We start from the raw sequence: 23,769 nt of genomic DNA, 5'->3' as shown, positions 1-23,769 counted from the left end.
CTGGTCGCACGCACGTACGACCTCCCCGAGTCGCACACAACACACGGTGGCCGATTTTCCGGGGGTCGACCCCCCTGTCATGTCTTGACATGGGACCAAGGTGTCGGTCAACCCCGGCCTGGGGCCCCTCCCTCACCCCCACCTCCGAGTCCGGCAGCCTCTTCCTGCTGGAGGAGCTGTTCAAGGGCTACTTCTTCTACGGCGCACCCGACTTCAGCTTCACCACGGTGGACGTGCGCGAGGTGGCCGACGCGCACATCGCGGCGGCCGAGAACCCGGACGCGAAGGGCCGTTACATCCTCGCCGCCCCGACCATGACGTCCTTCCACGAGATGTCCCGCATGATCCGGGTCCGCCATCCCCGTGACCTGCGCCTCCCGCGCACCGCGCTTGCGCACTGGCCGGTTCGCGTGCTGGGTCCGGTGTTCGGGCTGAGCCAGGACTACGTCCGCAAGCACCTCGGCATCCGGTTCCGGGTGGACAACAGCCGCAGCGTGAACGAACTGGGCATCACCTACCGTCCGATCGAGGAGACGGTCCTCGATCACTACGAAGCGTGGCGAAGTCAGCGCACGGCGAAGTAAATCCGGTCTCTTTCTCACCCAGAGCGTCGAAGGTCACAAAAACGTATCGGACATTTCACATGTCAATCTTCACGCGGGGCTCACAAGTTGGTTAGGTTACGCATCGGACCGCACGACGACCTCCGGCGAACCCCGCCGGGACGCGCGGCCTCCGCCGAGTCCGGTGCGCGCCCGCAAGGGTCCACTGGAGCCGGGGACCCAACCGAACTTGGGGTGAATCGGCCAGCCGCCCTTCGGGGCACGGGCCGTAGGGCACACCTTCCGGACACGACCGCCCGAACCCTCCCCCAGTGCCTCAACGGCCTGGGAGGGACCCCCACCGCTAACTCGGTAGGCGGAGTACGGAAGGAGTACGTCACCCATGGCGCCGGAACGCACCGCGCGTCCGGGGGCTCTGAGCCTCCCTGGCATGCGCAATTCCGCACTCGCGTCGGCAGCCCTCACCTCTGTGGCCCTGCTCGCCCAGACGGCCAACGCAGCCCCTTCCGCCGCGGACGAGGCGCCGAGCCGCGAGGAGGTCAGCCGGCGGGTCAGCTCCCTCTACGACCAGGCCGAGTCGGACACGGGGACCTTCAACGCCACCCGCGCGGCGGCGACGGGATCGCGGGCGCGCACCGACCGGCCGACGGACACTGCGCGCCGGGCCGCCGCCGCGCCCCGTGACGACGAGAGCAGGCGCAGCGATCCCGCGCTCGACACCATCGCGCGGCAGTGGTTCGACGCCGCCCGCGCGAAGGTGGGACCGACTGTTCCGGCAGTGCTGTCGAGCGACCGGATGCCCGACCGCCCCGCCGGGACGCGGCCCGCGCGCCCGGCGAACGGCCCCGGTCAGGCACAGGAGTCCTCCCGCCGTGCCGCCCTGGAGCTGCCGGCCGCACCGGTCGCCGAGTTGACGTCCGGTGCGGCCCCGCGGACGGCTGCCGTGGCGGAGCTGACGGCCGGGCCCACTGCCGCATCTCCGGCCGCTTCGGAGGCACCGCAGCATACGACCACCGGGAGCGCCCTCGCCCTGCCCGCCCCGGCCGCCGAACCCACGGCCGAGCCGCAGCAGCGGTCCGCGCTGCGCACGACCAAGGAGCAGAACCAGCGCAAGCTCGACCGGGCACGCGCGTTGCTGTCCGCGTACGGCGCGCGGCAGAGCGCGCCGCTCGCGGCGATCGAGGCGGCGCCGGTCACCGACTCCTGGGGTGCTGCGCCGACCCAGGCACAGCCCTCGGCCGACGCACAATGGCAGACGCTGCAGGCACAGGGGCCCGCCGACCTCACCACGGTCCCAGCGGGCACGCCGGCGTGGGCCGCGCCGGCGACCTGGACCACCACGCCGGACCCGCTCACCGACCCCTTCCCGGCACTCACCACGCCGGACCCGCTCACCGATCCCCTCCCGGCACTCACCACGCCGGACCCACTCACCGATCCCCTCCCGGCACTCACCACGCCGGACCCACTCACCGATCCCCTCCCGGCAGTCACCGCGAGCCAGGCCATCGTCACGGGCCGGACCGCAGTCCCCGATCCGGCGACCACCGCCGCAGGCCCGGTTCTCGGCACGGACCCGCTCCTCGACCCGAGCGCCGCCCTCACATCAACGGGCCCGCAGGACACCCGGGCCGTGCGCGCCCTGGACTTCGCCCGCGCCCAGCTCGGCAAGCCCTGCGTCTGGGGCACGACGGGCCCGGAGGCCTACGACGGGCCCGGCCTCACCCAGGCCGCCTGGAAGGCGGCAGGCATCGCCCTCCCCCGCACCGCACCGGAACAGGCGACCGCCGGCCGAGGCATCGCCGTCACCTACGCCGAGCCCGGCGACCTGGTCCTGTTCCATGCAGGCCACGTCGGCATCTGCTCCGGGAACGGCACGATGATCCACGCCCCCGGCCCGGGAGCCTCCATACGCGAGGAGTCGATCTACTACGCCGGGGAGGCGGCGATCCACAGCGTGATCCGACCCGCCTGAGCCGCCGTCACGCCATCAGCGCGGGGCCGGCCCGCTCGTGCCCCGCACGACGAGCTTGGGATCCAACACGGCCTCGCGCGGCCCCGGTTCCGGCTTCTCCAAAACCTGGACATCGGGCAGGGCGAGGTCGACCGGGACGCCTTCTTCGGCACGCCGCGCGAGCTCGACCTCGACCTCGACGGTGTGGCCACGGCCTGCGTCTTCGCGTGGCAGGAGCGGGCCGAGGAGTCCTCTGCGTTCCTGCTGGACCGGATCCGCCAGGAGCTGAGGAAGGTGGAGCAGGCGGGGTTCGCGGCGCCCGGCTCACCCCCGCCCTTCGGACGCACGGCGGTCCGGCCTGCGCTGGGCCAGCCACAGGGCGACCTCCTCCGCGATGGGCTGCCCGGTCTCCAGCTCGACGAAGCCGAACTGGCCGCTCTGGTTGCACTCCAGGAACCACCAGATGCCGTCCTCGTCCTCGGCGAAGTCGAAGGCGGCGTACGCCAGTCCGGCGAGAGTGACGTACTCGTGCACCGCCTTGCCGATGCGGTCGGGAACCGGGACCGGCTCCCACGCGTGCCCGGTGTCGCCGTAGCGTCCGTCGACCTGGCCGGGTTCGGCGGTCTTCCGCGCGGCGAACATCCGGCTGCCGACGGCGGTCAGCCGGATGTCGGCCCGCTTGGCGACGTACTGCTGGAGCAGCGCCGGGCCGGCCGCGACGGCGGAGAAGTCCGCGTCGGGGCCGAGGAGGGTGGTGGGCAGGGTCAGCGCGGGGTCACCGGGCGGCGGCCCCGAGGCGGACTTCACGACCACGTCCCGGTACTCCTCGGCGAACTCCCTTGCCAGCCGGGGGGACGTGGTGAAGACCGTCGGCGGCACGGCGAAGCCGCTGAGGTGGGCGACCCTCAACTGCCAGGGTTTCAGGCGGGCCTGGTCGGCGTTGCGCGGATGGTTCATCCACCGTGCGGCGGCGGAGTGGAGCATCCCGTACAGCGCCTGCCGGGTCTCGGCGGTCAGCCACTCCGAGGAGTGGGCGGCGTGCGCGGCCGGTTCGCCGGGCCTGCGCACCCATATGGAGCGCAGGCCCCCCATGCTGAGCACATGTCCATTGACGGACAGGTGGCCGTCGAAGTCGCCGTGGGCGTAGTCGGCGGACAGCACGGCCTTGCCCGGCAGGTCGGCGGGGTCCAGCCGCATCACGGGCGTCCCCGTCCCGTGCAGCCTGGCCACCACCATGTCGGCGGTCACGTCCTCCTCGGACGTCAGGATCAGTACGGTCATGCGCGCACGTTCGTCAGTCGTCGAAGTGGGTCGCGGAGCCCGCGGTCGAGGTCGTCGTGCCGACCGCGAGCAGGAGGTCCGGGTCACTGACGGCGGGGCGTCCGTCGGGCAGCACGTTCAGCTGCCGGGCCGGGTCGAAGTGATACGGCGTCACGGCGAGCGAGATCCCCTTGGGAAAGGCGTACTTGAGGGTGAACGGTTGCACTTTAAACCTCCGTGGCGTGTTGTTTGAATTACCGTCACTTACGCGCCGCTTGCGTAAGGAATTCATCACTTTCCGCCACATCGGCGTGAACGTAGTCACACCCTTCACAGGAAACCCAAAGGCCTCTGAATCCGTCAGGCCTTGGGCGTACCCGCTCGCAGTTCACGCAGCAATCGCGGTGCCGCCTCGACGAGTTGATCCAGCTGGTGGTCGAGCAGCTGGAGGAACGCGTCGAGCGAGTCGGCGAGGGACTCCGGGATCTCCAGCAGGTAGCGGTAGCCGTTCTCGGCGTCCGGATCGTCGACACCGATGTCCGACTCGACGGAGAACGCCTCCGGCGACATCCCCACCACCAGGCTGCACAACATCTCGCGGCCGTCCTCGAGAGTGAGGGTCACAGCCAGGACCTGCGTCCCCGGATTGGCGCCGTACCTGGCGAACTCCCGCCACCTGACGTCCGGTTGGTGCTCCAGGAACAGTTGGTACCCCAGTTTCCGGAGCCGGTTTGCGGCACTCCACTGGGCGATGGGCAAACGCTGGGCGTCGCGATCGGCTGTGTCCACGGGCCGATCATAGGATCTGCGGCTCCGGCGCGCGCTGGTCGAGCGCCCGCGCCGGCCGGTCACCCGCTCGACCGGCCGGCGGCCTCACGGCCTTCAGCGCAACGCGCGCCTGTCCACGTGCAGCGGGGCCGAGAGCCGGATGGTGATGAACTCGTTGTCGTCCGCCCGGCCCGCCGTACGGCCGGACGAGAAGGGGAAGTTGTTGTCGTTGAGGACCGCCAGCGTGCGGTCGTCGACGAGGTTCACGTCCTCGATCGTCTGGAACGGGAAGCGGAAGGTCTTCCCGAAGCCGCCGAGCCCCTTGGGATTGGCGATGTCCAGCAGGTCGGCGACGAGGGTCTTGTCCATCAGGCCGTCGCCGTCGCGGTCCCGGGTGTCGGCCAGGTAGATGCGCTTGAACTGGGCCGTGTCGCCCTGTCCGCCGTCGCGCTCGATGACCAGGAAGCGGTGCCGGTCGACGGCGATGGCGTCGCCGATGGCGTTCGCGGTCGACTCCAGCCGATAGACGAACCGCTTGCCGGTGTACGCGCGCTTACGCAGGTCGAACTCGCTGAGGCGCAGGTCGCCGGGGTTGTCGCCGGTCACCGTGCCTTCGAGGAGCGGGTAGAGGCGACGGCCGTCCACGGAGCGGACCATGCCCTCGAAGCCCTTGCTGCTCGCTATGTTCGGCTGGGCGCCGTTCAGGTACGGGTTCTCCGGAGCCTTCACCCCGTCGAGCGCGATGGGAGCCTCCAGGAGACGGCCCTTCGCGGAGAAGTGCAGCAGCCAGGGGCCGAACTCGTCGCCCATCCAGTACGTTCCGTCCGGCATCCGCACGATGGACTCGACGTCGAAGTCGGCGCCGGTGAGCACCCGGTCGGCCCGCGTGAGCGCGAACGGCACGTGGCGGTCGGGGTCGCTCAGGTCGAACCCGCCGAGCACCTGGACCTCGCCGGTCCGCGTGTCCGGCTTGATGCGGTGGACGCGGAGCAGGAAGTCGGCGCTGTTGGCCTTGTTGCCGTACCCGTTGTCCGAGAGCACGTCGAAGGTGCCGTCACGCCGGTTCACGACACCGCTGAAGCCCTGCACCGGCTGGTGCGCGAACGGCGCCGCGATCCCGTTGAAGGGGCCGGCTCCGATCGCCGAGCCGGACGGCTCGCTGCCCGGCACGAACGTCTCGGCCGGCAGCGACGCGAAGCCGGTCAGCGTGGCCCGGCCGAAGTCCTGTCCGCCCCGGTCGGCCGCGGCGGGAGAGGCGAGGGAGACGGTCAGCACCGCGGCGCTGACCATGATCGAGGTTCTTCTCATGGCGGGCACAGTAAGAGCACGAGGTGACGGATGTGCCAACGACAGACGTCCCGCCGGTTCAGGGCGTCGGCATCCCACCACCCTGGAGCCGCTCCAGGTCGGAGGGGCGGACCTGGATGACGAGGAGGGCGATCACCGCTGCGATGCCCGTGAAGATCGCGGCCACGACGAAGGCTGCGGAGACGCCTGAGGTGAGGATCTCGTCGGCGTACTGCGACGGCAGCTGCCCGGTGCGTTCGAAGCGCAGCCGCTCCAGCGGCGTCGCCTGGGACAGGAACGCGGGGATCTGTTTGTCGGCCTCGTTGCTGCTGGCCGTGCCGAACGTCGTGACCAGGATGGACAGTCCGAGGGAGCCGCCGACCTGCTGGGTGGCGTTGAGGAGTCCGGAGGCCGCGCCGGTCTCCTGCGTGGTCACGTTGGACAGCGCCATCAGGGTGAGGGACACGAACTCCATGCCCATGCCGAGGCTGAAGACGAGCATCGGGCCCAGGATGCTGCCCAGGTAGGTGGAGTGGATGTCGGTCAGGGTCAGCCAGGACAGGCCCGCGGCGGCCAGGATCGCGCCCGTCACCATGAACGGCTTGGGCCCGTACTTCGGCAGGAGCTGCGAGGCGATCCCCGCGCCCACCGCGATGACCGCGCTCACCGGCAGGAAGGCCAGGCCGGCCTGTAGCGGGCTGAAGTCCAGCACGTCCTGCACGAAGAGCGTGAGGAAGAAGAACATGCCGAAGATCGCGGCGGCCAGGCTCAGCATCATGCCGTACGTGCCCGCCCGGTTGCGGTCGGCGAACATGTGCAGCGGCGTGATGGGCTGTCTGGAGCGCTGCTCGACCAGGACGAACAACAGCAGGAAGACGACGGCCGCCCCGAACGCGGTCAGGGTGAACGCGTCCCGCCAGCCGTCCTGCGCGGCCCGGATGAACCCGTACACCAGCAGCACCATGCCGATGGTGGAGGTCAGCGCGCCGGCGATGTCGAAGTGCCCGGGGTGGCGTTCGGACTCCCGGATCCAGCGCGGGGTGGCGAGCACGATCAGCAGCCCGATGGGCACGTTGACGAACAGCACCCAGCGCCAGTTGAGCCACTCGACCAGCATGCCGCCCGCCAGCAGTCCGATCGCGCCGCCGCCCGCCGAGACCGCGGCGAACACGCCGAACGCCCGGTTGCGTTCAGGCCCTTCACGGAAGGTCGTACTGATCAGGGCGAGGGAGGTCGGGGACGCGATGGCGCCGCCGACACCCTGCAGGGCGCGGGCGGCGAGGAGTTGCCACGAGTTCTGGGACAGTCCGCCGAGCAGCGAGGCGAGGACGAAGAGCAGCACGCCGAAGACGAACACGCGTCGTCTGCCGAGGATGTCTCCCATCCTGCCGCCGAGCAGGAGCAGTCCGCCGAAGGTGAGCGTGTAGGCATTGACCACCCAGGACAGGCTCGTCGTGGAGAAGTCGAGCGAGCTCTGGATCTCCGGCAGGGCGATGTTCACGATGGTGATGTCGAGCACCACCATCAGCTGGCACGAGGCGATGACCAGCAGCGCCATACCGCTGCCACGGCCCTCGCTCCGCTCCGTGTCCTGCGGGGTGGTCCGTGCTTGGGGTGTCGGCTCGGGATTGCTCATGGCATCGCGCCGTGACGGGGGTTCGGTGGCTGGTCCCGCCACCATTCGACGGTACGCCGCTGCCGGACGGGCCTCCAGTCGATCACAGGGCCGGGCGAAGCCACCGCGGCACACGCAGGTCAGCGAGCGACGCGGATCAGGCCCGTCAGATAGCGCCACAGCGAGGAGCGCTGCCGCGCCGACCGGTCCGGCAGCATCGCGTCGTCCGATGCCGATGCGGGTGCCGGTGCCATGTCGGGCGCCGTGCCCGGTGAGGTGATCAGGTCGTCGGCGTAGGCGGTGACGGCCGCCTACAGCCGCTTGGCCGGCGGGTTGCCGGGGTCCTGGAACGGCTTGAGCGCCGCGTCCCACGCCGTGCGCAGCGTCTGGTGTCCGGGGCCGCCCTGGTCAGTACGTGGTTGACCTCCAGGGACGGCCCGAGCGGCCAGTCGCCGGGCAGTTCGCCGTCGGTGCGAGCCCGCCAGTTCTCCAGCCCCTTCGGCCAGCCGTCGTCGTCCTGGAGCACCCGCAGCGCTTCGCGGTAGCCGCGGACGAGCCAGGCGGACACTCCGAGCAGGTCGACCGGTGCGACGGGCCCGTGTTGCTGTCGCAGGCGGTCGTACACGAGCGAGGGGCGCGTGTCGTAGTCGCGGGTCAGCAGGGGTTCGGGAGTCATCTCCTCCAAGCGCGTGCCGTCGACGTCCACGGATCCGCTCTCGCCCACCGGGGATTCCATCGCCCCGCCGCCCTCCGACACTCCCCGCACCGGCGTACTACCAGCCAGTAGCCGACGACGCTCGGGACCCTTCCCCAGCGCTCCCGCACGGGTGCTCGACGCGGGCGGCGGACGTCAGCCGCCCGTCGGCGGGATGTTCTGGTTGGCGTGGAAGAAGTTGTCCGGGTCGTAGGTCTGCTTGGTCGCGGCAAGGCGGTCGAAGTGGCCGCGGTAGGTGGCCCGGACGCGGTCCGTGCTCTCGGCCTCGCCGATGAAGTTGACGTAGGAACCGCCCATGGAGTGCGGGTGCAGGTCGGTCCAGTAGTCGACGCTCCACTGCCGGATCAGATCGGCGTTGGCGGGGTCCGGGTCGACCCCTGCGATCACTCCGGACCAGACGGCGTCCCGGTAGGCCCAGGCCGTGTCGTCGGGGCCGACCTCGTGGGCCGCCGCGTCCACGGGGTACAGGTGCATCAGCGACAGCGCGGTCGGGATGTTCTCGCCGTACTTGTGGTGCACCTCGATCGCCGCGTCGGAGATCGAGTCGAAGAAGTCGCCGCGCCAGTACCACTGGTAGCCCTTGGGGATCAGCTCGTCGAACATGCCCTGCAGCGCGGGGTAGGGCATGGGTGTGGTGAAGTGGAAGGCGGGCGGCGCCGGTTCGTTCACCGCGGTCAGCGTCTGCTCCAGGCGGTCGCCCTGCATGTCACCCGTGTAGCACCAGACGACGCCGCACATCTTCTGCCCGTGGATCGGCTCGGGGAACGGCGGCCCGGGCGGGATCACGAAGACGGTGAAGAAACCGTACAGGTCCTGCGGCGCCGCGGGCAGGAACTCGCGGTACCAGCGCAGCACTTCGGGTGTGCGGTCGACCGGCCACACCGTCACCGCGACCCCGACCGTGTCCACCGGGTTCAGCCGGAAATTGAACGACGTGACGACGCCGAAGTTCCCGCCGCCGCCCCGCAGCGCCCAGAACAGGTCCGGGTGCTCCTCCTCGGAGGCGGTGACGAACGTTCCGTCGGCGAGGACGACGTCGGCGGACTGGAGGCTGTCGATGGTCAGGCCGTACTTGCGGGTGAGATAGCCGTGGCCGCCACCGAGGGTGAGGCCGCCCACGCCCGTCATCGAGATGATGCCGGCCGGCACGCCCAGGCCGAAGGTGTGGGCGGCGTGATCCAGGTCCCCCAGCTGCGCGCCGCCGGCGACCTGTGCCGTCATCGCGGCGGGGTCGACGCGCACCCCGCGCATGGTCGACAGGTCGAGGACGAGCGCGTCGTCGACCAGGCACAGGCCCGGTCCGCTGTGGCCGCCGCCCTTCACCGCGAGCTCGGCCCCGGTCTCCCTGGCGAAGGAGAGCACGGCCCGCACGTCCGCCGCGTCCACGCACTGCGCGAAGGCCGCGGGGCGCCGGTCGATCATGGCGTTGTAGATGCTGCGGGCCGCGTCGTAGCCCGGGTCCCGTTCCGTGATGACGGGCCCCCGCACTGCCTCACGCAGACTTTCGAGTGCCGTTCCATTGATGCCGCCCATGACCGGACCCCTCTGTGTGGCTACGGTGAGCCGCGGACGGATGACGGCGCTTGACGTCCGGGCGGGCAGCGGGGGCGTGGTGCGCGGGTCCGTTCGCACCTCGTGTCGATGTCGGCAGGGCACAGCGGCCCCGCCACATCTCAGTCTTCACCCAGCGATGGACGGCCGCACGTCGGCGGCAGGCGTAGGTTTCCTCGGCCGCCGGTGTCAGAGCAACTCCTCGGCGGACCTCGCCCCTTGATCGCGCAGCCACGCGACCAGCGTGGGGTGACCCGAGCGCTCGGCGGCGTCCAGCGGGGTCAGCCGGTCGTAGCCGATCCAGTTGACGTCACCGCCGCGTCGCAGCAGGTAGTCGGCCATCCCCTGCTGTCCGCCATGGCAGGCGCACCACAGGGCGGCGGTGACGTCCTGCGCGGCCGGCGGCTCGGACTCGGACGTGAAGCATGCGGCTACCCGGTCGGCTTCGCCGAGGGCGGCGGCCTGCCACAGGTTGGCGCGGGCGCCGCGTGCCACCAGCCGCCGTGCGCTCCGCCACTGCCCGAAGGCCACCGCGTCCGCCAGCGGCGTGCCGTCGCCGATGACCCCGCCGTCGGCCTCGATGTCCGCGCCGAGGTCGAGGAGGGTGTCGAGGACGGGCACGTCGTCACTGCTTGCCGCCCAGTGCAGCGGCGTCTCGCGGTGCGCGCCGGTGAACCGGGCGTTGACGTCCGCGCCCGCGTCGACCAGCGCGGTCACCGTGCGGGGACCGCCCGGCACGTGGCCGGGCCAGTCGGTGGCGACGTGCAGCAGGGTCCGAGTGCTCTTCATGTTGCCCACCCGCGCCGTCGCCAGTCCCGGATGCGCGGTGAGCAGGTCCTGCAACGCCGCCACGTTGCCCGTCCGGATCGCTTCGACGGAAGCACGGGCCAGCGGAGCGGTCGTATCGATCAACATCGGGTCACCTCCCAGGTCCCCACCTGCATAACACGCCCGACTGACAACGCCTCGCCCGGCTCCGCACGGCGGCCCTGCCCCGCAGCCTCCGGGCACCCCTCTGTTACGCTCCCCGGGCCTCCCGCGGGGGAAGTCCGGTGAGAGTCCGGCGCTGACCCGCAACGGTGTGCGTGGGGACCTGTGCGGTCCGTCGCGTGAGCCCGATCGCCCGTGGTGGGTGCGACCCGTTGACTGCTCGCCGCGGACTGCGAGAGGGGACCGCGCGGCCTGCACGGTCGTACGGGCTGCCTCCCTGCTCGACGTTCACAGGCGGCCCCAGGCGAAGGACCGCCCGCCCGTGCACCGAAGTCCGCTCCGGACGCCGCTACCGAGATCCGGCCCGTCACGGCTGTCCGTGGTGTCCCTCGTCCCCGGCCTGGTCCTGCTCCTGCTCGTCTCTCTCCTGTGCGGTGTGGGGCTCGGAGCCGCCGGGATCGGGTGGGGTGAGGTCCTGCGGCTGCTCGGGGCCGGGCTGACCGGCGGGACCATCGCCGGCCAGGACGTCGCCGCGTACACGATCGTCTGGGAGATCCGGCTGCCGCGCGTCGTGCTCGGCGCGGTCGTCGGGGCCGGGCTCGCGGCCGTCGGCGTGGCGGTGCAGGCGATGGTGCGCAACGCGCTCGCCGACCCGTTCGTGCTGGGCATCTCCTCCGGCGCCGCGGTGGGCGCCAACGCCGTGATCCTGCTCGGCGCGTTCGCGGGGCTCGGGGTCTGGGCACTGTCGCTGTCCGCCTTCGCGTCGGCGCTCGCGGCGATGGCGCTGGTGTACACCGTGGCCCGGTCAGCGCACGGGCTCACCCCGCTGCGGCTGATCCTGACCGGGACGGCACTGGCGTACGGCTTCGAGGCCGTCACCACCGTCATGGTGTTCGGCGCGGCCCGGGGCGAGGCGGCGCGCTCGGCGATGATGTGGCTGCTGGGGAGCCTGGGCGGGGCGACCTGGGCCCAGGTGCCGCCGGCCGCCGTGACGGTGGCGGCCGGGTGGGCGTGGCTGCGCCGGCGGGCCGAGGCGCTCAACGCCCTCGCGATGGGGGACGAGACGTCCGCCGCGCTCGGCGTCCGACCGGCACGGCTGCGCAGGGAGTTGTTCCTCGTCACCGCGGCCGTGACCGGCACCGTGGTCGCGGTCAGCGGCGCCATCGGGTTCGTCGGACTGATGGTGCCGCATGTCGTACGGATGCTGGTCGGCGCCGATCACCGGCGGGTGCTGGCCGTGGCGCCGCTCGCCGGAGTCGTGCTGCTGGTGTGGGCGGACCTGCTGTCACGGCTGCTGCTCGCCCCCGCCGAACTGCCCGTCGGCGTGATCACCGCCGTGGTCGGAGTCCCCGCCTTCCTGCTGCTGATGCGGCGGGGCGGCTACGCGTTCGGAGGCCGGTGACGATGAGGCTCGACATCGAGGACGTGACGGTCGAGGCCGCCGGTGTCCGGCTCGTCGAGGACGTCCGAATCGCCGCGGACAGTGGTGCGTTCGTCGGGCTCGTCGGCCCCAATGGCAGCGGCAAGTCGTCGCTGCTGCGCTGCGTGTACCGGGCGTTGCGCCCGGCCCGGGGAGTCGTCCGCCTCGACGGGACCGACCTGCACGCGATGGATCCGCGGGCCACCGCGCGGGAACTGGCGGCGCTGCCGCAGGAGTCGTCCGCCGAGTTCGACTTCACCGTCGCCGAAGTGGTCGCGATGGGACGCCTGCCGCACCGAGACCGCACGGCCGCACAGGACCGCGCCCGGTGCGACGAGGCCATGGCCCGCACCGGCGTCACGCATCTCGCCGACCGCGGGCTGCTCACCCTGTCCGGCGGTGAGAAGCAGCGCGTCCTGATCGCCCGCGCACTCGCCCAGCAGCCGCGGGTGCTGGTCCTCGACGAACCCACCAACCACCTGGACATCGCGCACCAGTTGGACGTGCTCGCGCTGGTGCGCGGCAGCGGCCTCACCGTCCTCGCCGCGCTGCACGACCTCAACCTGGCCGCCGCGCACTGCGACGTCCTGTACGTCATCGACGGCGGCCGGATCGTGGCCTGCGGGCCACCACACGACGTGCTCCGGCCTGCCCTGCTCGCCGACGTGTTCGGGGTGCGCGCCCATCAGGTGCGGCACCCGGAAACGGGCGCGCTCCAGCTCCTTTTCGATCTCCTCCCGCCCGTCCAGTGACCCTGTGAATCCCAGTTAGGACCCCATGCGCAAGTTGCTCGCCGCGGCCCTCTGCCTCGCGGCCGCCGCCACCGGCTGCGGTGCGAACGTCGAGTCGTCCACGGACGCGAAGTCCACCTCCGTCACTCTCACCAACTGCGGCCGCAAGGTCACCTACGACAAGGTCCCCGAGCGTGTCGTCACCAACGACGTCGGCATCACCGAGCTGATGTTCGCCCTGGGCCTGGAGGACCGCATGGCCGGGTTCGCCATGCCCGACGACAAGGGCGATCTGAGCTCCGTGCCGTGGAAGGGCGGCTACGACAAGGTCAAGTGGCTGTCCAAGGACCAGCTCACCAAGGAGAACGTCGTCGACGCCCGCGCCGACCTCGTCTTCGCCGGCTGGAACTACGGCTTCCGTGAGGACGGCGGCTTCACCCCAGACGCCCTGAAGAAGCTCGGCATCCCGTCGTACGTCCTCACGGAGTCCTGCCACAACGGCCGGACGGAGACCGCGCGCGGCATCATGCCGCCCCTGGATGCCCTGTACGCCGACCTGACCAACCTCGGGAAGCTGTTCGGCGTCGAGAAGCGGGCCGCCACGCTGATCGCCGGCTTCAAGAGGCAGATCGCCGATGTGCGGGCGAAGGCACCCGCGCCGGCCGACCGGCCGAAGGTGTTCCTGTACGACAGCGGACAGGACCAGCCGTTCACCTCCGGCCGCTACGCCGCCCCGGAGCAGATCATCAGCGAGGCCGGCGGCGTCAACGTCATGCACGACCTCCAAGACTCCTGGACCACCGTGGGCTGGGAGACCGTCGTTGAGCGCGACCCGGACGTCATCGTGATCTGCGACTACGGAGACGTCAGCGCCGAGCAGAAGAGGAAGTTCCTGCTCTCCTACGCGCCCCTGCGCAACGTCTCCGCCGTCAAGCACAAGAAGATCTTCGTCCTCGACTACGTCGACCTGGTCGAGAGCCCCCGCAATCCGTCGGCCGTCGACCGGCTCGGCACTTATCTGCGCAAGGTGACCAAGGAGCGCTGACCGTCGTCGTGTGACCGCTCGAAGTGGCTCGGTCTGCCGTCGCGGTGGACCATGCGGCCGAGCTGCTGGGCGCGGGCCCGCGGCATCAGGGTCCAGCTCCCGTCCGGCTCGCGCAGGGCGGCGGAGTGCCACGGGGTGGTCCAGGCGTCGGGGGCGTCGAGGAGGCGGATACCGAACTTGGGGGCGCCGGCCGGCTGAGGGTGGATCGACAGGCGCACGGCGTGCGCGTGCTGCTCGGCGATCAGCTCGCCCCAGGCCCGGCTGCGCTGGATGACGCCGTATGCCCGCCTCCGGCATTCGCGTTGGAGGGCGGAACGGGTGCCGGTGAAGCCGGCGGTGTCGTCGACGAGGAAGCGTGTGATGCCGCGGTAGAGCGCGAGAGTGGGGGCGTCGGCGCGGACCTCGGCGCGCAGGGCGTCCAGGGTGGGGGCGTAGCGGTCGTGGACGTGGGCGCGTTTGACGTCGTGAGGGAGGTCGCCGAGGACGTCGCGCAGGTCGAAGACGGAGAGACGCGTCAGGCTCAACTTGCCGATGAGTGCCCTCAGTTCGTCGGCATAGGCGTCGATCCGGTCATCGGGCACGCCGATCAGATCACCGAAGACGTGGCCGTCGGAGCAGATGACCACGCGGGCGCCGGGTGGGTGGATCTTCTCGATCTCGCCGCACAGTGAGTCGAGGAAGGTGAGGGAGAGGCGTTCACCCATGTCGGGGAGGTGCCCCAGGGTCTTGGCGGGGTTGGGCGACTTGCACGGGAAGCCCGGCAGGGTGAGGACGACGGGGGCTCCCTCCCGGACGAAGTCGGTGATGCGGTGCAGTTGATCCGGGAAGTCCTCGGCCGAGGCGCGGTTCGGGTCGGTCGTGCGGTGGTGCGGCAGGAGCAGGTTCAGGATCTCGGCGCCGATGGTCGTGGGCGCTGTGTCCGGAGCGGTCATCAGCGGCATGTCGTTCCTCCGGGGGCGTGTGGGCATGGCGGAAGGGCGCCTCGGCGGGTGAGGCGCTGTCGGTGGGGGGCTCGGCTCAGCCGGAGATCGGCTTCACAGGCGTCGGTCGTAGCCGACGGGCAGGCGGTTGGTGCCGCGGCCCAGGACGGCCGGGATCCACTCGATGACCTCGTCGCCGATGGCGAGGTGCAGGCCGGGCAGGCGGCGCAGCAGGGTGGCGAGGGCGATCTGGAGTTCGGCGCGGGCCAGGGCGGCGCCGGGGCAGAAGTGGATGCCGTGGCCGAAGGCGAGGTGGGGGTTGGGCGAGCGGTCCAGGTCGAGTGCGTCGGGGTCGTCGAAGCGGCGCGGGTCGCGGTTGGCCGCGCACAGGGAGACGATCACGGAGTCGCCGGCCGGGATCCCGGTGCCGTGCAGGTCGCTGTCCTGGTCGAAGAAGCGCCAGGTGGTCAGCTCGAAGGCACTGTCGTGGCGCAGGAGTTCCTCGACCGCGCGAGGCATGAGGGCGGGGTCGTCGCGCAGCAGGTCGAGCTGGTCGGGGTGGCGGAACAGGGCGATCAGGGCCGTCGTGATCTGGTTCGTGACCGGTTCCTGGCCGGCGACCAGCAGCTGGAAGATCATCGAGTCCAGCTCTTCCTGGGACAGTTCTCCCTGGTCACGGGCCACGACGAGGCGGCTGAGCAGGTCGTCGTCCGCGTGCTCCCGCTTGTGGGCGACAACCTCGGCGATGTAGCTCTGCAGCCCCTTCAGTCGGGCTTCGTACAGCGGGCGCCCCGGGTCCGCCGGCCCCACGGGCTGCACGACCTTGCCCCAGTCGCGGTCGAAGCGTGCCGCCAACTCCCCCGGCAGGCCGATGACTTCGGCGAGGACCCGGAACGGGAAGTGAGCGGCGAAGCCGGCCACGAGGTCGGCGGGCCCGGCCTCCGGCAGCGCGTCGACGAGAGCGTCGGCCAACTCCTGGAACCGGGGCACGAGTTGCTCGACTCGGCGTGGTGTGAAGGCGTCCGTCACGAAGCGCCGCATGTGCGTGTGCTTCGGCGGGTCCTGGTGGAGGAGATGGACCTGGAGCTGCGAGTGCTGCGGCTCGGGCATGATCGAGGCGCGGGCCCGCCAGCGGTCGTTGCCCCGGTCGTGGTTCTTGCCGAGCCGGTCGTCGTTCAGCGCGGCGAGCGCGGCGTCGTATCCGGTGACGAGCCAGGCCTGTACGCCGCTGGGGAAGAGGACCCGGTGGACCGGCCCGGCCTCGCGCATCCGCTCGTACAACGGATAGGGGTCGGCCTTGTACGGGCACCCCTTCAGCGGGACCGGGTCGGTGAGCGGCTGCGCGTCCACGGCCGGAAGGGGCTCCTGGATGGTCATGGATGAGGCTCCTCAGAGGGCGAGTTCGGGCTGGTGGTGGTCCAGCCACAGGGCGAGGTCGACGACGCGTTCGAGGCGGAGGCGGTGGCCCCACTCCAGGTGCTCCGGCGGGGTGTCGAGGCAGGGCTTGATGCGGGTCTCGTCGGCCAGCGCCCGGACCTGCTCGACGGACAGGGCATCGCGGGCCAGGTCCTGCAGGCCGCGGTTGTAGTCGGGGTGGTGCGTGGCCGGATAGTGGTTCTTGGGGCGTTGCAGCACCGAGTCGGGAGCCAGGCCCGCTCCGGCGGCGCGCAGCAGGCTCTTCTCGCGGCCGTCGAAGCTCTTCAGCGCCCAGGGCGTGTCGAAGGCGTACTGGACGAGCCGGTGGTCGCAGTAGGGGACGCGGACCTCCAGTCCCTGGGCCATGCTCAACCGGTCCTTGCGGTGCAGGAGTTGGCGTAGCCAGCGGGTGAGGGACAGGTGCTGCATCTCGCGTTGCCGATGCTCGGTGGGCGTCTCGCCGTCGAGGTGCGGGACGGCGGCCAGGGCGTCGCGGTAGGTGTCGTCGCGGAACTCACCGATGTGCAGCTCGAGTTCGGGGTTGAGCGGCATGGCCGCCTCGTCGCCGGTGACCAGCAGCCAGGGGAAGGTGGCAGCGGCCAGTGCCCTGGGGTTGTGGAACCAGGGGTAGCCGCCGAAGACCTCGTCGGCGGCCTCGCCGGACAGGGCGACGGTGGAGTGCCGCCGTATCTCCCCGAACAGCAGGTACAGCGAGGTGTCCATGTCGCCGACGCCGATCGGTGAGTCGCGGGCGACGACCACGGCCTTGCGGTGCTCGGGGTCGAGCAGCGCACGAGGATCGAGTACGACCGTGCTGTGGTCGGTGCCGATGAACGCGCCGGCCTCGATGGCGTACGGGGTGTCGTGGCCGGTGCGCAGGACGTCGCCGGTGAACTGCTCGGCCTGGTCGCTGTAGTCGACGGCGTAGGAGCGGATACGGGCGTCGGGCCCGTCGCGCAGGCGGAGTTCGTCGGCGAGCAGGGCTGTCAGGACGGTGGAGTCGATGCCGCCGGACAGCAGGCTGCACAGCGGGACGTCGGCCTCCAACTGGCTGCGGGCGGCCGCTCCGACGAGGCTGCCGATCCGGTCCACGGTGACGTCCTGGTCGTCCTGGTGGGCACCGGCCTCCAGCTGCCAGTAGCGGCGCTCGCGGATGCCGTCGCGGTCCAGGACGAGCAGCCCGCCCGGCTCGACCTCCCGTACACGGGACCACACCGTCGGCCCGGTGTTGAACAGCAGGCTGTACGCCTCCCGCAGCCCGTCCGCGTCCACCCGGGGCCGTATCCCGGGGTGCCGGAAAAGCGCCTTGGGCTCGGAGGCGAAGGCCAGGCCTCCGTCGACGGCCGCCCAGAACAGCGGTTTCACGCCGAGCCGGTCGCGCACGAGGAGCAGCCGTTCGGCGCGCTCGTCCCAGACGGCGAACGCGAACATGCCGTCCAGGTGCTCGGCCACCGCCTCGCCCCACTCGGCGTAGGCACGCAGCACGACCTCGGTGTCGCTGCGGGTGCGGAACACGTGTCCACGGCCTCGGAGTTCGGCGCGCAGTGCGTGGTGGTTGTAGATCTCACCGCTGTGACTCAGCACGGTCGTCGGCTCGTTCGGCCGGTCGGTCATCGGCTGTACGCCGCCTTCGAGGTCGATGACTGCGAGGCGGCGGTGGCCGATCGCGGCACGCTCGCCCAGCCAAACGCCCCCGGCGTCGGGGCCGCGCCGGGTGAGCTCGGCGGTCATGGCCTCGATGACCGGGGCCTGACTGCGTGCGTCCTGGTGAAAGGACGCCCAGCCGGTGATTCCGCACATGGGGACTCCTGGATCAGGTCGAGACGGTGTCGGTGGTGCGCTCCTGCGCGGCGGCGTTCCGTCGGCCGGGCAGGGCGAGCAGCGGTACGGCGAGACAGGCGGCCACGGCGGCGAGCGCCAGCCCGGCCCGCGCCCCGTCGCCGGGGCCGGGGCCGGGGCCGGCGAGGGCCCAGGCGGCGGTGGCCATGGCGGGGCCCAGGGTGAAGCCAAGGCCACGGGCGACCTGCACCGTCGAGCCGACGGTGGCGGTGCGCTCCGCCGGGGCCGCGCCCATGACCAGAGCCTGGGTCGGGCCGCCGTTGAGGCCCATCCCGACGCCGGCCAGCGCCAGCCGCCACGCCACCTCGGGCGGGGACCAGGCGTCGCCGAGCGGGATCAGCAGCAGGAGCCCTGCCGCGGTGAGGGAGGCGCCGGTGACCGCGACCCGTCGCAGGCCGTACCGGTCGGCGAGCCGTCCGCCCAGGGGTCCGGCCAGCGCCATGCCGAGCGGGAAGGCGAGCACGGTCAGCCCGGTCGCGGTGGCGCTGATGCCGTCGTCGCGCCGGAGGTGCAGGGCGACGACGTAGTGCATGGCGGCGAACCCGGCCGCCAGCGTCAGCACCGAGCCGTGTGCCCGGAACAGCCCCGCCGCCCGCAGGACGCCCGTCACCGGACGGCCGCCCGGTCCGCGCAGCCACCACCACAGCGGCGGCACGGCGGCCACCGCGAGCAGGAACCACGGCGGCTCCCCGGACCCCAGGGTCAGGGCGAGCAGCAGCGCTGCCAACCCACCGGCCACCGCCGACGCGTCGGCCAGGGCCCGCCGATCGGGCACGCGCATCCTCCCGTCCTCGGGCATCGCCCTCCAGGCCACGATCAACGCCAGCAGACAGAACGGGATCTTGACCAGGAAGACCCAGCGCCAGCCCAGATGGTCCAGCAGCAGCCCGCCCACCGCGGGGCCGGTCACGGCGCCGAGCGGGCCGAGCGTCGCGGGCACACTCATGGCACGGGCGCGCACTGCGGGCCGTACGGCACGGACCACCAGTACCGGCATCAGCACGAACAGCACGGCCCCGCAGGCGCCCTGGCCGATCCGGGCCGCGATCAGCCAGGCCGCCCAGGGAGACAGGGCGGCCAGGGCGCTGCACAGCGCGAAGCCGACGGTGGCCGCCAGCAGTGCGGGCCGCGTGCCCGCGCCGTCCAGCCACCGGCCGACCGGCAACAGCAGGGCGACGACCGGGAGTTGATAGCCCAGCGCCGCCCACTGTGCCGTGGCGGCCGAGACGTGCAGGCCCTCGGCGATGTCGGCCAGCGCCACGTTGACGATGTTCATGTCGAGCATCGCCACGAACGACAGCGCGCCCGCCACGGCCACGAGAACCCAGCGGTCCTTCACTCTCGCGCCCCTCCCCCTCACGGTCGACTGCGGTCAGCAGCCTCGTTCCAGAGGTCGGGAGCACACGGGGCCGAGTTCCCGAGCATGGCCGGAAATATGATGAAATACAGAATCAGTTCGTGGCGAGGCCGTCCAGCTTGCCGGACTTGGCCTCCGCGACCAGCGACGAGAACTGGTCCGCGCTCATCTGCACCCGCTGCCCGAAGTCGTCCGTGAGGACCACCCGGCGCTCTGCCGGGGCGGCGGGGTCGACGAAGAGTTGCGGACAGCCGCAGTCGCAGTTGCCGCAGAAGGTGGCCACCGGGTCCAGGCCGGAGATGCCTTCGATGTCGCTCATAGTGCGAACCTTTCGCGATCGTGGGCGCTCACCGGTGTGACCGCCCGGGTCCGGTCCCCGAGACGCCGCTCGGGGCCGACACGGGGACATCCCTGTTGTTGTGCCCGTCGGACTCGTCCGCCGGCGCCCGGTGATCGAAGGCGATCAGCGGATCACCGGTCAGCGGATGGTCCACGACGGTCGCCCGTACGCCGAACACCTCTGCCAGCAGGGTGGGGTGCAGCACCTCGCGGGGCGGCCCGGACGCGACCACCCGGCCGTCGTGCAGCACGTGCAGCCGGTCGCAGACGGAGGCGGCGGCGTTGAGGTCGTGCAGAGAGACCAGGGTCGTACGGCGCCCGGCGCGCAGCAGGGCGAGCAGCTCCACCTGGTGGCGGATGTCGAGGTGGTTCGTGGGCTCGTCCAGGACCAGGACGTCCGGCTGCTGGGCGAACGCCCGGGCCAGCAGGACGCGTTGGCGTTCCCCGCCGGACAGTTCGGTGAACCGACGCCCGGTGTGGTGCTCCATGCCGACGTCCGCGAGGGCACGGGCGACGACGTCCCGGTCGGTGGTGTCCTCCCCGGCGAAGGCCCGCTTGTAGGGCGTACGGCCCATGGCGACGACCTCGCGGACGGTCAGCTCGAAGTCGCCGCCCCGCTCCTGCGGGAGAGCCGCGACATGGCGGGCCGTCTCGGCGGGGGTCAGCCGGCGCAGGTCGGCGCCGGACAGCAGGACCCGGCCCGCGGCCGGCTTCAGATGCCGGTAGACGGTACGCAGGAGCGTGGACTTGCCGCTGCCGTTCGGTCCGACGAGGCCCGTGATCTCGCCCTCCGCCGCGATGAGTTGGGCACCGGCGACGACCGTACGGCCGGCGTACGCGACGTGCAGGTCCTCGATGTCGATCCTCAACTGCCGCTCCCCAGGCGCCGGTCCAGCAGATACAGCAGTGCCGGAGCACCGATCAGCGAGGTGACGACACCGACCGGCAACTCCTGCGTGTCCATGGCCGTACGGCAGACGATGTCGACCACGACCAGCAGCAGCGCCCCGAACAGTGCCGAGACTGGCAGCAGGCGGCGGTGGTCCCCGCCGACGACCAGCCGGCAGACGTGCGGCACCATCAGCGCGACGAAGGCGATCGCGCCCGAGACGGCCACCAGCACACCGGTGAGCACGCTGGTCACCGTGAACAGTTCGCGCCGCAGCCGGGTGACGTCGATGCCGAGCCCGGCCGCGGTCTCGTCGCCCATCAGGAGGGCGTTCAGTCCCCGGGCTCGCGCCTGAAGGCACAGCCACCCGGCCGGTACCGCGACGGCCGGGACGGCCAGCAGGTCCCAGTTCGCGCCGCTGAGGCTGCCCATGAGCCAGAACAGCACGCTGTGGGTCTGCTGCTCGTCGCCCGCCTGGAGCACGAGGTAGCTGGTGAACCCGGACAGGAACTGCCCGATCGCGACCCCGGCCAGCACCAGCCGCAGCGGCGCGAACCCACCGCCCCTGCGGGCCACGGCCCACACCAGCGCGAAGGTGGCCAGGGCCCCGGCGAAGGCCGCCCCGGACAGCCCGAGGCCCAGCGCGCCACCGGCCCCGAGCCCGAGCACGATCGCGGCGACGGCGCCGAGGGAGGCACCGTTGGAGATGCCCAGGAGGTACGGATCGGCCAGCGGGTTGCGCACCAGCGCCTGCACCGCCGTACCGACGAGACCGAGCCCGGCGCCGACGAGGGCCGCCAACAGGGCGCGTGGGACGCGGAGTTGCCAGACGATGAGGTCGTTCGTGCCGGGACGCGGCGCCTCGCCGGACAGCCGGTGCCACACCGCACTCCACACCTCTGCGGGCGGGACGGACGTCGAACCCCAGGCCACGGCGGCCGTCAGCGCGGCCAGGAGCACGACGCCGAGTGCCGACGCCAGCGGCCCGACGGGCACCGTTCGAGCCTCAGGAGCCGTCTCGCGCCGCGACAGCAAGGCCGTCACGGCCGGGCGACCTTGCCCGGGTGGAGGGTCTTCGCGATCTCCTCGACGGTGGCGGCGTTCTCGACCCCGGCGATGGTGGTCTGCTCGGAGCCGATGCGCAGGAAGCGGCCCTTCTTGACGGCGTTCAGGCCCTTGGTGGCGGAGTTCGACTCCAGCCACTCGCGTGCCTCGTCGAAGGCCTTCTTGTTCGCGGCCTCACTCCCCCGGTTGCGCACGCCGAGCTGGATCCAGTCCGGGTTCTTGGCGATCACGTCCTCCCAGCCGACCTGCTTGTAGTCGCCGTCGCAGTCGGCGAAGACGTTGCGGGCCCCGGCGAGGGTGATGACCGCGTTGGCGACCTGCCGGTTGCAGACGGCCATGGGCTGCTTGGTGCCGGCGTCGTAGTCGAAGAAGAAGTAGGTCGGCCGCTCGCTCTCGGGTGTGCCGGCCACCGCCTTGCGGACGGCGTCCACCTTCTGCTTCATCCCGTCGACGAGTTCCTTCGCCTTGCCGCGCGTCCCGGTGACGGCGCCCAGGGAGGTGATGTCGTCCTCGACGGCGGACAGGTCGGTGACCGGGCTCTTGCTCATGGCGGCGCAGGCCGTGGACTTCAGGTAGGCGTGCTTGATGCCGGCCGCCTCGAACTCCTCCTCGGTCGGCGCGTCCCCCATGCCTGCGCCCATGTTCATCGAGGCGAAGGTGTCGATGTACAGGTCGGCGCCGGAGCCGAGGAGTTTCTCCTTGGGGATGACGGTGTCGCTGAGCACCTTCACCTGCTGCGCCTGCGCGTCGAGTTCACCGGGCAACGTGCCCTTGCCGGGCGGGAAGCCGGTGCCGACCACCTTGTCCCCCGCACCCAGCCGCAGCAGCAGTTCCAGGCTGGAGGCGTTGCTGGTGACGATGTTCTCCGGGGCCGAGCTGAACGTGGTCCTGGCGCCCGCGCAGTCGGTGACGGTGACCGGGTAACCCGCGGACTCGCCCTTCCCGGCGGCCCGGCTCGCGCTGTCGCCGCTCCCGCCGCCACAGCCCGCCGCCAGTAGGCCGCCGACCACCGCGGCCGTCGTAGCCCGCCCCACACGAGAACGCATCGAAACTCCCCAGATCCACTAGATGCACGGGCGGAACTCCGCCGCCCGATTCAGTAGTCGGGGCGAACCCGGTGTCAGTTCCCGGCAGGGGGAACCGACACCGGGCAGCCGGTCACGCGGCCGCGACGGCCGGTTCGACGACGGCCGGTTCGACGACGACCGGTTCGGCGACCGCCATGGCGTCCTCGGCCTCGGCATCGGCCTCGGCCTCGGTCAGTTGCTCTACGAGAGTCGCGCGGGCCCGGGCCACGCGCGAGCGGACCGTCCCGACGGGGCAGTCGCTCATCTCGGCCGCCTCCGCGTACGGCAGGCCCACCATCTGGGTCAGGACGAACGCCTCGCGGCGCTCGTCGGGCAGCGCGTCGAGCAGGTCGAGCAGCGCGATGCCGTCGTCGAAGCCCGGCAGGCCGGTCGGCTGGGCGCGTTCCGCCACCAGCGTCCAGTCGTCGGTGTCGCACAGCCGCGGCCGTGCGGCGGCGTACCGGTGACTGTCGATGACCGCGCGACGCGCGATGGACAGCAGCCATGCGCGCGCCGAGGAACGGCCCTCGAACCGGTGGAGACTGCCGAGCGCGCGCAGGAACGTGTCCTGGGCCAGGTCGTCGGCGGCCTGCGGATCGGCGGACAGATGCGCCACGTACCGCACGACGTCACGGTGCAGCGAGCGTACGAAACGGTCGGTGGCATCCGGGTCACCACCACGGGCGGCCAGTGCCCACGCGGTCGTCGACTCGTCGCAGGACGCCGTTCTGGAACTTTTTGCTGCCTTCGGCTGGCTCACGCGGGTCGCGCGTGAGGAGGGCAGGGCAGGAGTGATCACCTGAGTCCTTCTCGGTATTCCGGACTCCGGCACGGCGGCCGACACGACGGCGGCGAGCGCTGCGGCGTCGCCGCCGGGCGCCGGGCACGCAGGTGTACGGCGTACGGGCGCTCCGTATGCGCACTCCGTACCGCAGGAGTCCGGGGATGCAGGGGACACGGCCGTACGGCAGGTACGACCGGGGCCCGAGGCACGGCCGGCGTCGACGTGTCGACGTCCGTGTCCGTACGGCCTCGGGG

20 protein-coding genes and 3 pseudogenes are annotated in these 23,769 nt (G+C 71.6%); 6 read left to right on the top strand and 17 right to left on the bottom strand.

Annotated features, from left to right (window positions below):
- Positions 1–122: 122 nt before the first annotated feature.
- The 3 genes and pseudogenes from ACZ7L5_RS34925 to ACZ7L5_RS34915 form a co-directional block, all read left to right on the top strand.
- A pseudogene (locus tag ACZ7L5_RS34925) lies at positions 123–584 on the top strand (NAD-dependent epimerase/dehydratase family protein); the annotation flags it as partial.
- Between the two features lie 409 nt (positions 585–993).
- Positions 994–2,538 carry a C40 family peptidase gene (locus ACZ7L5_RS34920; RefSeq protein WP_471521978.1) on the top strand — a complete coding sequence of 515 codons (1,545 nt, stop codon included), beginning with the start codon at positions 994–996 and terminating at the stop codon, positions 2,536–2,538.
- Between the two features lie 90 nt (positions 2,539–2,628).
- A pseudogene (locus ACZ7L5_RS34915) lies at positions 2,629–2,805 on the top strand (sugar phosphate isomerase/epimerase); the annotation flags it as partial.
- 36 nt (positions 2,806–2,841) lie between these two features.
- Here the strand turns inward: ACZ7L5_RS34915 and tgmB are convergent.
- From tgmB to ACZ7L5_RS34875, 8 genes and pseudogenes are all read right to left on the bottom strand, one after another.
- A complete protein-coding gene (tgmB, locus tag ACZ7L5_RS34910) occupies positions 2,842–3,798 on the bottom strand; it encodes an ATP-grasp ribosomal peptide maturase (protein ID WP_471521976.1) in 957 nt (318 codons plus the stop codon).
- A gap of 13 nt (positions 3,799–3,811) precedes the next feature.
- Positions 3,812–4,003 carry a putative ATP-grasp-modified RiPP gene (tgmA, locus tag ACZ7L5_RS34905; RefSeq protein ID WP_328883330.1) on the bottom strand — a complete coding sequence of 64 codons (192 nt, stop codon included), beginning with the start codon at positions 4,001–4,003 and terminating at the stop codon, positions 3,812–3,814.
- Positions 4,004–4,137: 134 nt separating this feature from the next.
- On the bottom strand, positions 4,138–4,566 hold the full coding sequence (locus ACZ7L5_RS34900; RefSeq protein WP_471521974.1) for a hypothetical protein: 429 nt from the start codon (positions 4,564–4,566) through the stop codon (positions 4,138–4,140).
- 93 nt (positions 4,567–4,659) lie between these two features.
- Positions 4,660–5,853, bottom strand: coding sequence for an esterase-like activity of phytase family protein (locus tag ACZ7L5_RS34895; protein ID WP_471521973.1), 1,194 nt, complete (start codon positions 5,851–5,853; stop codon positions 4,660–4,662).
- A gap of 58 nt (positions 5,854–5,911) precedes the next feature.
- Positions 5,912–7,390 (bottom strand): MFS transporter, encoded by a 1,479-nt coding sequence (locus tag ACZ7L5_RS34890; RefSeq protein ID WP_471522117.1) that lies wholly within the window; start codon positions 7,388–7,390, stop codon positions 5,912–5,914.
- Positions 7,391–7,656: 266 nt separating this feature from the next.
- Positions 7,657–8,183 (bottom strand): annotated as a pseudogene (locus ACZ7L5_RS34885) (cytochrome); the annotation flags it as partial.
- Between the two features lie 114 nt (positions 8,184–8,297).
- The gene (locus ACZ7L5_RS34880) at positions 8,298–9,695 is read right to left on the bottom strand and encodes an FAD-binding oxidoreductase (protein ID WP_471521971.1); all 1,398 of its coding nucleotides are present in this window, start codon (positions 9,693–9,695) and stop codon (positions 8,298–8,300) included.
- Positions 9,696–9,902: 207 nt separating this feature from the next.
- On the bottom strand, positions 9,903–10,628 hold the full coding sequence (locus ACZ7L5_RS34875; protein ID WP_471521969.1) for an ankyrin repeat domain-containing protein: 726 nt from the start codon (positions 10,626–10,628) through the stop codon (positions 9,903–9,905).
- A gap of 394 nt (positions 10,629–11,022) precedes the next feature.
- Here ACZ7L5_RS34875 and ACZ7L5_RS34870 point away from each other — a divergent pair, with 394 nt between their 5' ends.
- The 3 genes from ACZ7L5_RS34870 to ACZ7L5_RS34860 are packed head-to-tail and all read left to right on the top strand — an operon-like array spanning position 11,023 to position 13,839.
- The gene (locus ACZ7L5_RS34870; protein ID WP_471522115.1) at positions 11,023–12,045 is read left to right on the top strand and encodes a FecCD family ABC transporter permease; all 1,023 of its coding nucleotides are present in this window, start codon (positions 11,023–11,025) and stop codon (positions 12,043–12,045) included.
- Positions 12,046–12,047: 2 nt separating this feature from the next.
- Positions 12,048–12,815 (top strand): ABC transporter ATP-binding protein, encoded by a 768-nt coding sequence (locus ACZ7L5_RS34865; protein ID WP_471521968.1) that lies wholly within the window; start codon positions 12,048–12,050, stop codon positions 12,813–12,815.
- 25 nt (positions 12,816–12,840) lie between these two features.
- On the top strand, positions 12,841–13,839 hold the full coding sequence (locus ACZ7L5_RS34860; protein ID WP_471521966.1) for an ABC transporter substrate-binding protein: 999 nt from the start codon (positions 12,841–12,843) through the stop codon (positions 13,837–13,839).
- Here the strand turns inward: ACZ7L5_RS34860 and ACZ7L5_RS34855 are convergent.
- From ACZ7L5_RS34855 to ACZ7L5_RS34815, 9 genes are all read right to left on the bottom strand, one after another.
- Positions 13,809–14,780 carry an L-tyrosine/L-tryptophan isonitrile synthase family protein gene (locus tag ACZ7L5_RS34855; RefSeq protein ID WP_471521964.1) on the bottom strand — a complete coding sequence of 324 codons (972 nt, stop codon included), beginning with the start codon at positions 14,778–14,780 and terminating at the stop codon, positions 13,809–13,811. The genes ACZ7L5_RS34860 and ACZ7L5_RS34855 overlap by 31 nt on opposite strands.
- Before the next feature lie 93 nt (positions 14,781–14,873).
- Positions 14,874–16,136, bottom strand: a complete 1,263-nt coding sequence (locus tag ACZ7L5_RS34850; protein WP_471521963.1) for a cytochrome P450 family protein — start codon at positions 16,134–16,136, stop codon at positions 14,874–14,876.
- A gap of 12 nt (positions 16,137–16,148) precedes the next feature.
- Entirely contained in the window at positions 16,149–17,975 is a 1,827-nt protein-coding gene (gene asnB / locus ACZ7L5_RS34845; RefSeq protein WP_471521962.1) for an asparagine synthase (glutamine-hydrolyzing), read from the bottom strand.
- A 13-nt stretch (positions 17,976–17,988) separates the two neighbouring features.
- The gene (locus ACZ7L5_RS34840) at positions 17,989–19,353 is read right to left on the bottom strand and encodes an MFS transporter (RefSeq protein WP_471521961.1); all 1,365 of its coding nucleotides are present in this window, start codon (positions 19,351–19,353) and stop codon (positions 17,989–17,991) included.
- 112 nt (positions 19,354–19,465) lie between these two features.
- Entirely contained in the window at positions 19,466–19,690 is a 225-nt protein-coding gene (locus ACZ7L5_RS34835) for a hypothetical protein (protein ID WP_471521959.1), read from the bottom strand.
- A gap of 28 nt (positions 19,691–19,718) precedes the next feature.
- Complete coding sequence (locus ACZ7L5_RS34830; RefSeq protein ID WP_471521957.1) at positions 19,719–20,579, bottom strand: ABC transporter ATP-binding protein; 861 nt, start codon at positions 20,577–20,579, stop codon at positions 19,719–19,721.
- Positions 20,576–21,643, bottom strand: coding sequence for a FecCD family ABC transporter permease (locus ACZ7L5_RS34825; RefSeq protein ID WP_471521955.1), 1,068 nt, complete (start codon positions 21,641–21,643; stop codon positions 20,576–20,578). Before ACZ7L5_RS34825 ends, ACZ7L5_RS34830 begins: the two co-directional genes overlap by 4 nt.
- Positions 21,640–22,710 carry an ABC transporter substrate-binding protein gene (locus ACZ7L5_RS34820; RefSeq protein ID WP_471521953.1) on the bottom strand — a complete coding sequence of 357 codons (1,071 nt, stop codon included), beginning with the start codon at positions 22,708–22,710 and terminating at the stop codon, positions 21,640–21,642. Before ACZ7L5_RS34820 ends, ACZ7L5_RS34825 begins: the two co-directional genes overlap by 4 nt.
- A gap of 112 nt (positions 22,711–22,822) precedes the next feature.
- Positions 22,823–23,530: a sigma-70 family RNA polymerase sigma factor gene (locus ACZ7L5_RS34815; RefSeq protein WP_471522113.1), complete on the bottom strand. Its 708-nt coding sequence runs from the start codon at positions 23,528–23,530 to the stop codon at positions 22,823–22,825.
- Positions 23,531–23,769: the final 239 nt, after the last annotated feature.

The sequence above is a fragment of the Streptomyces sp. NPDC107528 genome (genome assembly GCF_055639295.1).
Note: the sequence above shows the minus strand (reverse complement) of the source record. Positions and strands in the feature narration are given on the sequence as shown.

What these genes read in the sequence shown, in the direction of transcription:
- ACZ7L5_RS34920 (WP_471521978.1), top strand. Translation starts at nt 994, where the DNA reads ATGCGCAATTCCGCACTCGCGTCGGCAGCCCTCACCTCTGTGGCCCTG.
- tgmB (WP_471521976.1), bottom strand. Translation starts at nt 3,798, where the DNA reads ATGACCGTACTGATCCTGACGTCCGAGGAGGACGTGACCGCCGACATG.
- ACZ7L5_RS34895 (WP_471521973.1), bottom strand. Translation starts at nt 5,853, where the DNA reads ATGAGAAGAACCTCGATCATGGTCAGCGCCGCGGTGCTGACCGTCTCC.
- ACZ7L5_RS34890 (WP_471522117.1), bottom strand. Translation starts at nt 7,390, where the DNA reads ATGGCGCTGCTGGTCATCGCCTCGTGCCAGCTGATGGTGGTGCTCGAC.
- ACZ7L5_RS34880 (WP_471521971.1), bottom strand. Translation starts at nt 9,695, where the DNA reads ATGGGCGGCATCAATGGAACGGCACTCGAAAGTCTGCGTGAGGCAGTG.
- ACZ7L5_RS34875 (WP_471521969.1), bottom strand. Translation starts at nt 10,628, where the DNA reads ATGTTGATCGATACGACCGCTCCGCTGGCCCGTGCTTCCGTCGAAGCG.
- ACZ7L5_RS34865 (WP_471521968.1), top strand. Translation starts at nt 12,048, where the DNA reads ATGAGGCTCGACATCGAGGACGTGACGGTCGAGGCCGCCGGTGTCCGG.
- ACZ7L5_RS34860 (WP_471521966.1), top strand. Translation starts at nt 12,841, where the DNA reads ATGCGCAAGTTGCTCGCCGCGGCCCTCTGCCTCGCGGCCGCCGCCACC.
- ACZ7L5_RS34855 (WP_471521964.1), bottom strand. Translation starts at nt 14,780, where the DNA reads ATGCCGCTGATGACCGCTCCGGACACAGCGCCCACGACCATCGGCGCC.
- ACZ7L5_RS34850 (WP_471521963.1), bottom strand. Translation starts at nt 16,136, where the DNA reads ATGACCATCCAGGAGCCCCTTCCGGCCGTGGACGCGCAGCCGCTCACC.
- asnB (WP_471521962.1), bottom strand. Translation starts at nt 17,975, where the DNA reads ATGTGCGGAATCACCGGCTGGGCGTCCTTTCACCAGGACGCACGCAGT.
- ACZ7L5_RS34835 (WP_471521959.1), bottom strand. Translation starts at nt 19,690, where the DNA reads ATGAGCGACATCGAAGGCATCTCCGGCCTGGACCCGGTGGCCACCTTC.
- ACZ7L5_RS34820 (WP_471521953.1), bottom strand. Translation starts at nt 22,710, where the DNA reads ATGCGTTCTCGTGTGGGGCGGGCTACGACGGCCGCGGTGGTCGGCGGC.